The 13701-nt window shown below is 62.4% G+C and carries 14 protein-coding genes; 10 read left to right on the top strand and 4 right to left on the bottom strand.

The features are described 5' to 3' along the window. Positions 1–9: 9 nt before the first annotated feature. The 5 genes from GL4_RS15240 (at position 10) to GL4_RS15220 (ending at position 3647) form a co-directional block, all read left to right on the top strand. Positions 10–474: an NUDIX domain-containing protein gene (locus GL4_RS15240; RefSeq protein ID WP_197539047.1), complete on the top strand. Its 465-nt coding sequence runs from the start codon at positions 10–12 to the stop codon at positions 472–474. 64 nt (positions 475–538) lie between these two features. Next, complete coding sequence (gene hemH / locus GL4_RS15235) at positions 539–1588, top strand: ferrochelatase (protein ID WP_045368778.1); 1050 nt, start codon at positions 539–541, stop codon at positions 1586–1588. 18 nt (positions 1589–1606) lie between these two features. Continuing rightward, positions 1607–2035: a hypothetical protein gene (locus GL4_RS15230; RefSeq protein ID WP_045368776.1), complete on the top strand. Its 429-nt coding sequence runs from the start codon at positions 1607–1609 to the stop codon at positions 2033–2035. Positions 2036–2174: 139 nt separating this feature from the next. Further along, positions 2175–3158, top strand: a complete 984-nt coding sequence (locus GL4_RS15225; protein ID WP_045368774.1) for an SPFH domain-containing protein — start codon at positions 2175–2177, stop codon at positions 3156–3158. A 24-nt stretch (positions 3159–3182) separates the two neighbouring features. After that, positions 3183–3647 carry an NfeD family protein gene (locus GL4_RS15220; protein ID WP_045368772.1) on the top strand — a complete coding sequence of 155 codons (465 nt, stop codon included), beginning with the start codon at positions 3183–3185 and terminating at the stop codon, positions 3645–3647. Here the strand turns inward: GL4_RS15220 and GL4_RS15215 are convergent. After that, complete coding sequence (locus tag GL4_RS15215) at positions 3644–3910, bottom strand: hypothetical protein (protein WP_208430889.1); 267 nt, start codon at positions 3908–3910, stop codon at positions 3644–3646. The two genes, GL4_RS15220 and GL4_RS15215, sit on opposite strands and share 4 nt — an antisense overlap. A 15-nt stretch (positions 3911–3925) precedes the next feature. After that, positions 3926–5425: a glycerol-3-phosphate dehydrogenase gene (gene glpD / locus GL4_RS15210; RefSeq protein WP_045368768.1), complete on the bottom strand. Its 1500-nt coding sequence runs from the start codon at positions 5423–5425 to the stop codon at positions 3926–3928. A gap of 146 nt (positions 5426–5571) precedes the next feature. On the opposite strand from glpD, the gene GL4_RS15205 reads away from it, so the two are divergent. Then, the gene (locus GL4_RS15205; protein WP_045368766.1) at positions 5572–7221 is read left to right on the top strand and encodes a B12-binding domain-containing radical SAM protein; all 1650 of its coding nucleotides are present in this window, start codon (positions 5572–5574) and stop codon (positions 7219–7221) included. Between the two features lie 11 nt (positions 7222–7232). On the opposite strand, the gene GL4_RS15200 is transcribed toward GL4_RS15205, so the two are convergent. Continuing rightward, on the bottom strand, positions 7233–8240 hold the full coding sequence (locus GL4_RS15200) for a KpsF/GutQ family sugar-phosphate isomerase (protein WP_045370330.1): 1008 nt from the start codon (positions 8238–8240) through the stop codon (positions 7233–7235). Positions 8241–8466: 226 nt separating this feature from the next. Here GL4_RS15200 and GL4_RS15195 point away from each other — a divergent pair, with 226 nt between their 5' ends. Together GL4_RS15195 and GL4_RS15190 are read left to right on the top strand one after the other, a co-directional pair. Continuing rightward, complete coding sequence (locus tag GL4_RS15195; RefSeq protein WP_208430888.1) at positions 8467–9681, top strand: outer membrane beta-barrel protein; 1215 nt, start codon at positions 8467–8469, stop codon at positions 9679–9681. Next, a complete protein-coding gene (locus GL4_RS15190; RefSeq protein WP_082025714.1) occupies positions 9597–10184 on the top strand; it encodes an outer membrane beta-barrel protein in 588 nt (195 codons plus the stop codon). Before GL4_RS15195 ends, GL4_RS15190 begins: the two co-directional genes overlap by 85 nt. Before the next feature lie 37 nt (positions 10185–10221). Here the strand turns inward: GL4_RS15190 and galU are convergent, their stop codons facing one another. Beyond that, positions 10222–11094, bottom strand: a complete 873-nt coding sequence (gene galU / locus GL4_RS15185) for a UTP--glucose-1-phosphate uridylyltransferase GalU (RefSeq protein ID WP_045368760.1) — start codon at positions 11092–11094, stop codon at positions 10222–10224. 158 nt (positions 11095–11252) lie between these two features. Here galU and galE point away from each other — a divergent pair, with 158 nt between their 5' ends. Further along, positions 11253–12245, top strand: coding sequence for a UDP-glucose 4-epimerase GalE (gene galE, locus GL4_RS15180; RefSeq protein WP_045368758.1), 993 nt, complete (start codon positions 11253–11255; stop codon positions 12243–12245). A 100-nt stretch (positions 12246–12345) separates the two neighbouring features. After that, positions 12346–13653: a lytic murein transglycosylase gene (locus GL4_RS15175; protein ID WP_045368756.1), complete on the top strand. Its 1308-nt coding sequence runs from the start codon at positions 12346–12348 to the stop codon at positions 13651–13653. Positions 13654–13701 lie beyond the last annotated feature (48 nt).

Here is a 13701-nt window from a genome sequence, read left to right as displayed (position 1 = left end):
CGAGTTCCAATGGTGGCGCCACTCACGGCTGATACGGACGTAGATCTGATGGGCTTTCCGAAAACACCAGCGCTCACCGTCGATTGCGTGGTTTTCGATCCGCGCGGGCGCGTGCTCCTCATTCGCCGCGGGCACGAGCCGTTCAAGGGCTGCTATGCGCTGCCGGGCGGTTTCGTCGATGTCGGCGAGACTGTCGAGGACGGGTGCCGGCGGGAACTACGCGAAGAGACCGGTGTCACGGTCGGCGATCTTTTGCTCGTCGGCGTGTATTCGGACCCGGCTCGCGACCCGCGCGGTCACACAGTCAGCACCGTGTTTCTCGCGCAACTCGCAACACCGGCCGATCCGGTCGCGGGCGACGATGCCGCGGCCGCTGCGTGGGTCGATGACTGGCGGGCCGAGCGTCTCGCCTTCGACCATGCAAAAATCCTGGAAGATGCGGTGAAATTTCGTGCCGCCGTCTCACGAGACTAGGCTTAGCCTGTACGATATTCTATCTACGGGCATGCCTTGAGAGGCCAGCACGAGGAGTGCGCCGATGAATGAGAGCCCGCCAGCGAACACCTTTGCCGAACCCTTCGATTGCCGATCACAACCCTTCGGCAAGATCGGTGTGCTGCTGGTCAATCTCGGCACGCCTGACGACACCGACTACTGGTCGATGCGGCGCTATCTCAAGGAGTTTCTGTCCGATCGCCGGGTGATCGAGGTCAATCGGCTCATCTGGTGGCCGATCCTCAACGGTATCGTGCTGACCACGCGCCCGTCCAAAAGCGGGGAAGCCTACCGCTCGATCTGGAATGAGGAACTCGACGAGTCGCCCCTACGGACCATCACCCGATCCCAGGCCGAGAAGATCGCCGACGGACTCGGTCATCGTGAAGAGGTGATCGTGGATTGGGCCATGCGCTACGGCACTCCTACGATCGCCGACCGGGTGCAGGCGCTCGTCGAACAGGGGTGCGCCAAGCTGCTCGTGTTTCCGCTCTATCCGCAGTATGCCGCCGCCACCACGGCGACGGTGAACGATACGGTCTTCGACAAGCTCAAATCGATGCGTTGGCAACCGGCGCTGCGCACGGTGCCGCCCTATCCGTCCGATCCCGTGTATATCGAGGCGCTTGCCGCGTCGATTCGGGATCATCTTGCGACCCTCGATTTCGAGCCCGAGGTCATCCTCGCGTCTTATCACGGCCTCCCCAAGGATTACGTAACGAAGGGCGACCCTTATCAGTGCCAGTGCATGGATACGAGCGACGCGCTGCAAGCGGCGCTCGGGCCCCTCGGCAACAAGCTGATGACGACGTTCCAGTCCCGCTTCGGCCGGGCGGAATGGCTGCAGCCTTATACGGACAAGACAGTCGAGGCGCTTGCGCGGCAGGGCGTCAAGCGCATGGCCGTCCTCACGCCTGGCTTCGCCGCCGATTGCGTCGAGACGTTGGAAGAGATCAATGGGGAGGCGCGTGAGATCTTTCTCGAGCACGGCGGTGAGAGATTCAGCTTTATCCCTTGCTTGAACGACTCTGAGGGCGGTATCCGCGTCTTGCTTCATCTCGTCGAGCGTGAGTTGAAGGGTTGGGTCGACTAGAGAGGGGGTCGTAAGTTGATGTTTCGTATTGCGTTCTTGGGGATCGCATACGCGCTGCTTGTGAGCACCGGCGCGATGGCCCAATTCGCCGGCGCGGCGGAGGAACGCTGGGCTTTTATCGATGTGGCCGGTGCGCCGGGTGACGGGAAAGAGGCCCTCGAGAACGCACTGTCGAACCAGCTCCTCAATCGCGGCTTCACGGTCACTGGAACGCCCGCCGCGCATGCCTATGAGATTCAAGGCATGGTGCGCCTGTTCCCGGCAGGTCGCGGCGAACAGACGATCCGCATCGACTGGACAGTGTTCGGCCCAGAAGGCACCCGGCTCGGCAATGTGACTCAGACCAACGTGATTCCGAAAGGATCGCTCGACCGGCGCTGGGGCCAGGCCGCCGAGGCGGCGGCATCAGCGGCGGCGCAAGATATCATGCAGTATATCGCCCAATAGGCGCGCCGCCTGGTGTACGCAAACACCGGTGGTTATCTTCCCCCGAAAGCCCTTAAATACCGCCATGGCCACCCCATTTATGGAAAGATCGTGGCCACGCTGATCTAGCGACGCCCGGACCCCTGGGGGAGGATGCCGAATGTTCGGTTTCGATATTTTCACAATTGCGCTGCTCGTCCTGTTCGTCGTGACCGTGATGTCGGCGGTCAAGATCGTGCCGCAAGGCTACAATTACACCGTCGAGCGCTTCGGGCGGTACACGCGCACCCTGACGCCGGGCTTGGGCCTTATCATTCCCTTCATCGACCGGGTCGGCCGCAAGCTCAACATGATGGAGCAGGTGGTCAATGTGCCGAGCCAGGAGGTGATTACCCGCGACAACGCCATGGTGCGCGTCGACGGCGTGGCCTTCTTCCAGGTGCTGGATGCCGCGCGGGCCAGCTACGAGGTGACCAACCTCGAAAGCGCCATTCTCAATCTCACCATGACGAATATCCGCACGGTGATGGGGTCGATGGATCTGGACAAGCTCCTGTCCGAGCGCGACGAGATCAACCACCGCCTGCTGACGGTGGTCGACGACGCCACCCATTCCTGGGGCGTCAAGGTCACCCGCATCGAAATAAAGGACATCGAGCCACCGCGCGATCTGGTCGATGCCATGGCGCGTCAGATGAAGGCGGAGCGCGATAAGCGTGCGGCGATCCTGACAGCGGAGGGCGAGCGTCAGGCGGCCATCCTGGAGGCCGAGGGCACGAAGCAAGCACAGATTCTCGCAGCCGAGGGCCGTCGCGAAGCGGCCTATCGCGACGCGGAGGCACGCGAACGCGAAGCCGAGGCCGAAGCGCGGGCGACAGCCATGGTGAGCGAGGCCATCGCCTCGGGAAACGTCCAGGCCATCAATTATTTCGTCGCCAACAACTATGTCGACGCGCTGAAGGCGTTGGCCGCGGCGCCGAACCAGAAGGTCATGCTCATGCCGCTCGAGGCTTCTTCCGTGATTGGCTCGGTCGCCGGTATCGGCGAGATCGCGCGGGAAGCGTTCGGAAGAGACTCGTCCGACGCCACGCCGGAGCCGGGCAGCCCGCGCCCGCGGCGCGGTGGTTCGGTGCCCACGGTCTAAGAACAAGGCTGAGGACACGCCACGATGATGGAAACGATTGTCAGTCTCGGTCCTTGGGTTTGGCTAATCCTGGCGGCCGTTCTGCTCGTGCTCGAAATGCTCGCGCCAGGGATCTTCCTCATGTGGTTCGGGCTCGCCGCAATTTTGACGGGCGTCATTGCGCTCCGCTACGAGATTGCCTGGCAATGGCAGCTCATCTGGTTTTGCAGCCTGTCACTCGTCACGGTGATTTTGGTCAACCGCTATTTGCGCAGGAACCCGCTGGAGAGCGATGCGCCCCTGCTCAATCAGCGTGCGGCGCAACTCATCGGCGAGACCCACGAATTGGTGGACCCGATTGCGAACGGCCGCGGCAGCGTGCGCGTGGGCGATACGATCTGGCGCGTGGAGGGCCCCGCATTGCCCAAGGGTGCGCAGGTCACGGTGGTCGGCGCCGACGGGTCCATACTGAAAGTGGAGCCGGCGAAGGCCGAGGCCGCGAACTCCTAGGCCAACGCAGAGATCTCTGATATTTCGTCGGGGATCGGGCCTGTGACGGTATCTTTGTCCCAGAGCGCGGTGGCGATCCGGGTGCTGCCCGAACCGGTGACGTGCACATCGCTGAAGCCTGCCTCAATCAAATGGCTGGCGAGCATCTCGTTGGAGGCAAAGCTTTGCAGCATTCCGAGCGTAATCGTGGCGCGGTAGCGCTTGCCTTTTTCGACCGTAAACTCTGACATTCGTTCCCCAAAGCCGTCTGACGCGTAAGCCAAGTCCTGGCTGAACTCCTAGTTCTTGACGAACCAGTCTTCAATCGTTTCGCGGGCAGCGTCATCCAAAGTCAGCTGAAGCTTGGTCCGCCGCCAGAGAAAGTCCTCGCCCGTGCTTGCGTCCTCGACGCTCACCGCGTGTTCCAATTCCACGCGGGGGACCCCGGGGACTATCCCTTCGGCGAGGCCCGGGTCGCTTTCCATCCGCGCAAATAGATACTCGATCTTGTCGCCATAGGTGAATGCCCAGCGCCGCCGGGTTTGCGGCGACACCTCTGTCGGTCCCTCCTCGGCGCGGGTGCGCAACGCGTCGCGATCCAGCGTGCCGCCGTATTGGGGCACGCCCTTGGTCCAGGCCGGCCCCATGTCGAGTCCCATCGCTTGAAGTTTGGTGAGCACCTGCTCGGCCGTGGCGCGGTGGGTCGTCAGTTTGCCGCCCACCAGCGAAAGGAAGCCCCCGGTGCCTTGGGTCGCCGTCTCCAGCGTCACCTCGCGGGTAATGCGGCTCGGGGCTTCGTCCGGGCTCCCATGCAGCGTGCGCAAGCCCGCCCAGTCGCACACGATGTCGCTCTCCGTTGCGGCTCCGCCCGCCCGTGCGAAATAGCGGTTGTAGGCGTCGAGCAGATATTTCTTCTCCTCGGCGGAGCAGACGGCGTGGCCGGGAGCACCAGCCTGGGGAATGTCGGTGGTGCCGATCATGAGGAAGTTCCCGGCAAGCCAGGGAATGGTGAAAATGATGCGTTCCCCTTCGTCCTGCAGCGTGTAAGCGCAGGTCTCGGGCGGATCCGGCATCGGCAGTACGATATGGCTGCCCCGGACGAAGCGGATGTTCTTTGGTGAGGGGCCATTGGGGATCATGGCGTCCACCGCGTCCACGAAGGGGCCCGCCGTGTTGACGATGAAGCGCGCGCCGATCTCTTTCGTCTTGCCGCCTTCGCTGATGGTCACCGTATACCCGTTCTCGCGTGGCACTATCGCCGTCACTGCGCGGCGATTGGCGACGTCGGCGCCTCGGGCTCGCGCGTCCAAAGCTGCGCTCAGGGTCAGCCTCGCGTCGTCCGCATGGGCATCGTGATAGTGCAGCACGGCCTTGAGGTGGTCTCGCCGCAAATGCGGCAAAGCATCGACCTCGTCCTGCGAGAGGCGTCCACTTCCCGGCATTTCGCCGCCGAGCGAGAGCAGGTCGTAGAGCGCCAGTCCCGTATGGACGAACCAGGCGCTACGTTTTTGCCAGTCGAAAACCGGCAGAAGGAACTTCAGCGGCGAGACCAAATGCGGCGCCGTCTTCAAGAGACCGGCTCGTTCGCTCAAGGACTCGCGCACGAGTCCGAATTCCATGTGTTCGAGGTAGCGCAAGCCACCATGGGCCAGCTTCGACGAGGCCGACGAGGTGAAGCTGGCGTAGTCCTCGCGTTCGGCCAACATAACCTTGAGGCCGCGGCCCGCGGCGTCGCGCGCGATCGCGGCGCCATGAATTCCGCCACCAACGATCACAATATCGACGGAAGTTGAAGGCATTATCCCTTAGCCTTGATTTGGGTCAGCGCCTTGGTCGAAAATCGGTTAAGGTCTCGGGAACTGGCTGGCGGGGGGTGACGGTTGTTCACCCGTATCACTAGTCTAGTAGGAATTGGAACGAGAATCGCTCGCTTAAGAAGGACATCATGGCCGATATCGTCATCGTCAATCCGCGTTTCGACATCTCTTTTTGGGGGATGGAGCACTGCATGCCGCTCTTTGGCAAAAGAGCGAATTTGCCGGTTGCCTGCCTGGCGCTCCTGGCCGCTCTGGTGCCCGACCACCATGACGTGACGCTGGTGGACGAAAATGTCGAGGACATCGATTTCGATCGTCTGGCGCGCGCCGACCTCGTCTGTCTGACCGGCATGAGCATCCAAGGAAGCCGGCTCCTCGAGATTCTCGAAACCGTTCGCGCACGCGGTGTGATGACAGTCGTGGGCGGCCCCATGGCCACGGTCGAGCCCGAAGTCCTGGAGGGGCTAACGGACGTGATCTTTGTGGGTGAGGCGGACGAGACCTGGCCGCAGTTCCTCGAAGAGTGGGAGAAGGGCGAGCACAAGTCCCGCTACGAACAGCCCGAAAAGACGAACCTGGAAACGCTGCCGCTGCCGCGCACCGATCTGCTCAAGGCGGAACGCTACATGTTCGGCAGTATGCAGATCTCGCGCGGCTGTCCGTTCACCTGCGAATTCTGCGACATCATCGTGACCTTCGGACGCCGTCCGCGTCTCAAGAAAAGCGAGCAGGTCATTGCCGAGCTCGAATCGTTCCTCAATGTGGGCCTGAAGATCGTTTTCGTGGTGGACGACAACCTCATTGGCAACAAGAAGGCCATCAAGCCTATTCTGCGCGACATCGCGGAATGGCAGCAAGCGCGCGCCTATCCGCTGACGCTCTTTACGGAAGCCTCGCTCGATCTCGCCGAGGACGATGAGCTGATGGAGCTCATGGGGCTCGCGGGCTTCCAGAACGTCTTTATCGGCATCGAAACGCCGAACGAGGAATCGCTGCGGGAGACGAAGAAGCTGCAAAACGTGCGGCCAAATGCGGGCTCGCTGATCGAGCGTGTGCACCGCATCCAGGATCACGGCATCGATGTGTGGTGCGGGATGATCGTCGGCTTCGATCACGACGACACGACAATTTTCCCCGCCGTGCCGGAGTTTCTATCCCGCGCCAGAATTTCGACGGCGCTTGTCGGCATGCTGCACGCCATCCCGACCACGCCGCTCTTCAAGCGATTGAAAGAAGCCGGCCGCCTGAACAGCGAAGATGACGCGGACCTGTATGGCACCAATGTCATCCCGCTCGGCATGTCGTCCGAGGAACTGCGGGACGGCTTCGTGCGGGTGATGCAGGAGTCCTATTCGGCGGACTCCTATTTCGGCCGTCTCGATTCGCAGTTCTTCGATCAGGACTTCAAGTTCACGGTGCACGAGCTGCCGTATTGGGCAAATTGGCGCTGGGCTTGGGCCAAGCGCGCGTCCTACAACTATGTGCGCTTCAGCGTACTTGCGTCGCGGCTGTTAAGCGCCGTGGAAGATCCGGAACTGCGTGCCCGCTACCGTCAGCAATTGGCGAAAGTGGTGAAGAAGCGCTGGCGCGAACCGCATATTCTTTTCATCTACGGGGTGAAGGTGGCGACGCATTATCACTATGCGAAGCTCGTGCAATCCATTGCCGATGTGGATCCGGAGACAGGGGCAATGTCGAACGCCGGCCGGTCGTTCTCGCGCGTCCGCAAGGACGAGTCGGCGACGCCGAAGAAAGACAAGGAAGCGATCGCCGCCTAGGCGACAGCTGCTTAAGCTACGCCCGCGCGCAGCAGATCGTGGATATGGACGAGGCCGACGGGCCTTCCGTCCTCTACGACGAACAGTGCCGTGATGGCCGAGGCGTTGATGATCTCCAGCGCAGCACTCGCCATGATGTCGCGCGTCACGGTCTTCGGCGCAGGAGTCATGATCTCGGCCGCGCGGCGGTCCAGCAGCCCGTTGCCCATATGCCGGCGCAGGTCACCGTCGGTGATGATGCCCTGCAACTGGCCGTTCCGATCCACGACCCCGAGGCAGCCAAGGGCCTTTTCAGTCATGACAACGATGGCCTCGGACATCACCGTGTCCGCGTCCGTCAGAGGCAGATCGGTGTCCCGGTGCATCAGATCGTCGACGAACTTCAGACGGGCGCCGAGTTGACCGCCGGGATGCAGCACGCCGAAATCGAGCGCGGTAAAGCCCTTGCTCTCCAGGAGCGCAATGGCGATGCAATCCCCGAGGGCCAACTGCATCATGGTCGAGGTGGTCGGAGCGAGCCCATGCGGACAGGCCTCCTTGGAGCGCGGGAGCGTGAGGACCACCTCCGCGGCTTTTGCGAGCGTCGATTCCGGGTTGGACGTCACGGCCACCAGCGGCACGGCGAAGCGGCGCGAGTAGGACACGATATTCTCGAGCTCGACCGTCTCTCCCGACCAGGAAAACGCCAGAACCGCATCGTCCGGGGTGATCATGCCGAGGTCGCCGTGGCTTGCCTCGCTCGGGTGCACGAAGTAGGCGGGGGTTCCCGTGGAGGCCAGCGTCGCGGAAACCTTCAAGCCGACATGGCCGCTCTTGCCCATGCCGGTCACGATCACGCGCCCGCGGCAGCCGCGCAAAATGCCGAGCGCGGCGGCGAAGTTCGCCGAAAGTTCGCCAGAGAGCGCCTGCTGCAAGGCACTCAGACCCTGCGCTTCTAGCTGCAGCGTTCGCGTGGCCGAGGCGACGGCCTCGCTGTGGTCTTCGGCTGTGGCTAGATCCTGTTTCAAACCAACGGACATCGGCTCGTATTCCCCCTCTGCGGCACGCAATTCTAGCATGGAATAAGGCATTGAAACGTCAAGCCAAGCCTCTTTCCCAAACCCTTTGTCCTGGCCCGATTTGGGACGCCGATAAACGCCTCGTTAACCCTGTTTCCCCTAGGCTCGATAGGTCAACGGGTCCAGGTGCGGAACTCTCGCTGCCGAGAGCCTTTTGCACAAGCCCAAGTCCGATCGAGGTGCGTCCTTGCCGCGTCGCCAAACGTCCAGCGCAGCGGGCGTGCTCGCTGCCACTATGCTTGCCGCCTCTCTTGTGCCGGCCGTGGCGCAGGACACGCCGGGCTTGCGCGGCAGCATCGGCACGCCTTCGTCGGGCATTTCCACCGATACCGAGACCGCCGCGCCGCCAGCCCGCTCGCGCGCGCTTCCGCTGAGGGGCGGCCTTGTCGAGGATTCGGCCGGAGACGACTTGGGCGAAGACGGCTCCTCGACCGATCTCGGCAGCGAGGCCGGTGACACGGACCCCCTCGGCGGACTTGGCGACGACGCCACATCGGCAGGGACAACCCAAGGTACCGATGTCACCATCAGCCGTCAGCTCAGACCCTCGACGGTGGATCCTGGCCTTCGGGGCACGGTCGTGGCGGACGAGGCGGTTCCGGGCTTCGGCATCGATGAGGGCAGGGCGGAAACGCCGGGCGAACCGGATCCCTTCGGCGATCCCGTCTTAACGCCGCTCCGGAACGACATCGTGGCTATCGACCCGGCCGACGACCCGCTTGGACTGCGCGCGCGAGAGCTCGATCCCTACGAGCCGCTCGGCACGCGCCTCGGCAGTTTTCTGCTCTTCGCCGAGGCCGACGTCGGCATGATCCTCACGGACAATGTGCTGGGCACGCCGAATGGCAACTCGGCCTACGCCTTCGAGCTCGCACCGGAAGTCCGCCTCGAATCGGATTGGGAGCGGCATGCCTTCGAAGCCGAGTTCACCGCCGACCGAAGCTGGTTCAACAGGTTCTCCGTGGAGGACGACAAGATCTACGCGGCGCTGCTCCGAGGCCGGCTCGATGTCGGCGCGCGAACCAATGTGCAGCTCGAATTGGGTAAGGCGCAGACCCAAGACGGCCGGAACGCGGTCGACATCACCAATATCGCCGGCTTCCAGACGAACGTGCAGGAAGAGCAGATTTCCCTCGCGGCCGAGCACAATTTCAATCGGCTGACCGTCCGGGCCGAAGGCAGCATCTCGACCTTCGACTACGAGGACTTGACCGGCGGTCAGCAGGCGATCGCGGAGATCGTAGATGGGCAGTTCATCCCGATAGTCGATGTACGGGACTATCGCGAAAACGAGATCACGATGCGCGGCAGCTATGAATTCAACCCGGGCCTCTCGCTTTATTTGGAAGAGGGGAGATTTCCGAGGATGTCTATAAGCAACCCGTCACTGTCAGCGGCTTAACGCGAGATTCCACCGGCTACGCGACACTGGTCGGCATGACATTCGCAGTCAGCGATGCCTTCTATGGCGACATCAGCCTTGGATGGGGGGAACAAAACTCGATTGCCGCAGACACGGCGCCGATCGAAGGGTTTCTGTTCAATGCGGATATCGTTTGGATGCCGACGCCGATGACTCTTGTCGAGTTCCTCGCCAACTCGCAGATCGCAACGGCCAATACGGTGGACTCGCTTGGTGCCGTGTCCCGGAGCTACCGTCTCTCCCTGCAGCATGCGTTTTGGCGCTATCTCGTTGTCGGCGGCTATCTGAGCTACGAAACAGCGGACTACACGGATAATCCGCTGGTCGACGAGCGGCTGCGCGAAGGCCTCACCATGGAGTACTTCTTCAACCCGAATATGTCCGTGTACACCCGATACGAGCACACGGATTTCTTTTCGACGGACCCGTTTGGCGAATACACGGAAAATGAGATTCGCGTCGGTCTGAGTATACGAAACTGAACTCGGGCCAGAGGCGCGCCGGGGATACGCCGGACGGTCAGAGCAGCGTCTTGATCTCGGCGACGACGGCGTCGCGCAGGTCGGGCCGCTCAAGCGCGTAGGCGATGTTGGCCGCAAGGAATCCTGACTTCGAGCCGCAATCGAAGGCGCGGCCCTCATACTCGACCGCATAAAACGGCTGCGTCTTAAGTAGCGTCAGCATCGAGTCCGTGAGCTGAATTTCGCCTCCCGAGCCTGTTCCCTGTTCCGACAATAGGCCGAAGATCTCGGGCTGCAGGATGTAGCGCCCAAGGATCGTAAGATTTGACGGCGCCGTGCCAGGTTCAGGCTTTTCCACCATCCCGGTGACGGGGAACACATTGCCTTCCGCTTCAGCCGTTGCGACCACGCCGTAATTCTTGGTCTGGTCTTCGGGGACAGGTTCGACGGCGAGAATGTTTCCGCCATGCTTGTTGTAGACGTCGAGCATCTGCGCGAGGCACCCCTTGCCCGGCGCCTGCACCAGCACATCCGGGAGGATCACGGCGAAGGGTTCGTTTCCGACGATTTCGCGGGCGCACCAAACCGCATGGCCCAATCCAAGCGGCGCTTGCTGCCGGACAAAGCTTGCCTCGCCCGCGTCGGGCAAGCAATCGGCGAGGATCTCCAGTGCGTCGGTCTTTCCGCGTGCGGCCAGTGTTTCCTCGAGTTCGGGCTGTCTGTCGAAATGATCTTCGATCGCGCCTTTGTTGCGTCCGGTGACGAAGATCAAATGCTCGATGCCGGCTTCGCGCGCCTCGTCCACGACATGTTGGATCAACGGCCGGTCCACCACGGTCAGCATTTCTTTCGGCATTGCCTTGGTAGCGGGTAGAAATCGTGTGCCGAGCCCGGCGACGGGGAACACGGCTTTGCGAATGCGGGCAGGCATCAAGTCCTCTCTCGAAGCTGTGGGCTGGACCCGGGGGCGAATCGGGTACAGGAATGCGAAGGCGAGACATACCAAACCATGGCGCTTAGCAGTCTCTCAACCACCCTGCGATAGCACAGATAGCGGCTGAGAAGCGCGGTTTTTCGGGAAACGAACCAATGAGTGTACTTGTCACAGGCGGCGCAGGATATATCGGCAGCCATATGGTTTTGGAACTGTTGGGCGCCGGCGAGGACGTCGTCGTTCTCGACAATCTGTCGACTGGCTTCCGCTCCGCAGTTCCCGATGCGGCCCGGTTCGTGGAGGGCAATGTCGGCGACATGGAACTGGTCGGTCAGCTTCTGCACGACCATTCCATCGACGCGATCCTGCATTTTGCGGGATCGATCGTCGTGCCGGATTCGGTCATCGACCCGCTGGGCTACTACGGGAACAACACCTGCAACTCGCGAAATCTCCTGGCATGCGCGGTCGAGGCCGGCGTGCCGCATTTTATCTTCTCCTCCACGGCGGCCGTCTACGGCGAACCGGATAAGACGCCCATCGGCGAAGATTCGCAGCTGCAGCCCATTTCGCCCTATGGCAGTTCGAAGCTGATGACAGAGACAATGCTCGCCGACACGGCGCGGGCGCACCCTTTGCGCTACGTGGCTTTGCGGTACTTCAACGTGGCCGGGGCGGATCCTCAAGGGAGGACCGGACAGTCTACGCCCCGGGCCACACACCTGATCAAAGTCGCCTCCGAGGCGGCGGTGGGACTCCGGCATGGGCTCGACGTGTACGGAACGGATTATCCGACACCGGATGGAACCTGCGTACGCGACTACATCCATGTCACCGATTTGGTTCGGGCGCATCTCGACGCGCTACGCTACCTGCGGGACGGCGGTCAGAGCACGGTCCTGAATTGCGGCTACGGCAAGGGTTTTTCGGTGCTGGAAGTCGTGGACGCGGTGAAGCAGGTTTCGGGCGTCGACTTTCCTGTCAAAAAGGTGGACCGGCGCCCGGGCGATCCGCCCGCGCTCGTCGCCGGCGCCGGCCGCATACACGAGGTGCTCGGCTGGGAACCGAAGCTGAACGATCTCGATACCATCGTCGGCCATGCCCTTGCCTGGGAGCGGCATCTCAAGGCCAAAGGCGGTGCTTCCTAGCGTTCGGCGCGGACCTTCGGCGTCGAACGCGCCTTTTCAAGGTCATAGAGGCCCGCCACACTCTCCGCGGAGATTCGTTTGGAAGCTTGAAGGATCGTCTATGGCGGCCGCATGGCTCACACCTACACGTTCGGCGTTCGCACTATTATTTGCACTCGCGCTCACTACGTTGCCGGGGACCGGCGTTGCCGACGCCGCGTCCGACTACAAGCGCGCGGTCGATGCCAGTTTCGCCCAGTGGATCGAGGGCTTGTGGCCCGAGGCGGAGGCCGCCGGCATTTCCCGCGCGACGTTCGACAAGCAGCTGAAAGGGCTCAAGCTCGATTGGTCGTTGCCGCAGTTGACGCCGCCCGATCCCGCCTATCCCGGCGGCCCGGCCTTGCCCGACTCCATGAAGCCGAAGCCCCAGCCGCAGGCCGAGTTCGGCGTACCTCAGAACTATTTCAAAGCAAGCAGCCTGAATGCGCTCGCCAATGGCGGCCGGGCCAAGTACCGGCAGCTCGCGCCCACGCTGAAGGCCATCGAAGAGAAGTACGGCGTCCCGGCCAGTATCGTGCTCGCCATCTGGGGCCGCGAAACCGGATATGGCGCCGCCGCTCTGCCGCATGATGCGATCACCGCGATCGCAACACAGGCCTTCATGGGACGGCGGGCCGACGAGTTCCGTCCGCAACTGATCGGTGCGCTCCAGATCATCGAGCTCGGTCACGCGACCCGTCAGATGATGAAGAGCTCCTGGGCCGGCGCGATGGGGCATGTTCAGTTTCTGCCGGGCGATTTCGAGGACTACGCCGTGGACTTCGACGGCGACGGACGGCGGGATATTTGGCGGTCGGTTCCGGACGCTCTGGCAAGCGCGGGCAACTCCCTGCGAAGCCAAGGGTGGGACGGGACGCAGCCTTGGGCGTACGAGGTGACGCTGCCCAAAAATTTCGACTGCACGCTGCAGGGGCCGGACCAATCGCTACCCATCAAGGAATGGATCGAGCTCGGGGTGCGGCGTGTCAACGGGCGCGCGTTCCCGGAAGACCGGCTCGGCGATTGGACCTTCCTCGTGCTTCCCGCCGGGATGAAGGGGCCCGCCTTTTTGGCCACGACCAATTTCTCGGTCCTGAAGCTGTACAACAACTCTGATGTCTACGCGATTTTCGTCGGACACGTGGCCGACATGATCGCCTACAACGCGCCCGTCCAGTTTGCCGGCACTTGGCAGCCGGTGGAGCGCTTTACGCGCGATCGCATCCTGCAGTTCCAGGAGGTGCTTGTTTCCCAAGGCCATGACGTCGGTAAGGTCGACGGTCTGGTGGGCTTCAAGACGCGGCAGACGATCGGCAAGGAGGAGAAGGCGCGGGGGCTGCCCCTGACCTGCTACCCGAGCCACGCTTTGATTAACCAGGTGCTAAAGTAGGATCTGTCATTCTAGGCAAATGCGTAACGGCGGCTTTGCCACGGTTTT

Origin of the sequence: Methyloceanibacter caenitepidi (assembly GCF_000828475.1) — a bacterium.
GTDB classification, from domain to species: Bacteria; Pseudomonadota; Alphaproteobacteria; order Rhizobiales; family Methyloligellaceae; genus Methyloceanibacter; species Methyloceanibacter caenitepidi.
The sequence above is the reverse complement of the archived record's forward strand: the minus strand, read 5'-3'. Positions and strand labels throughout refer to the sequence as shown.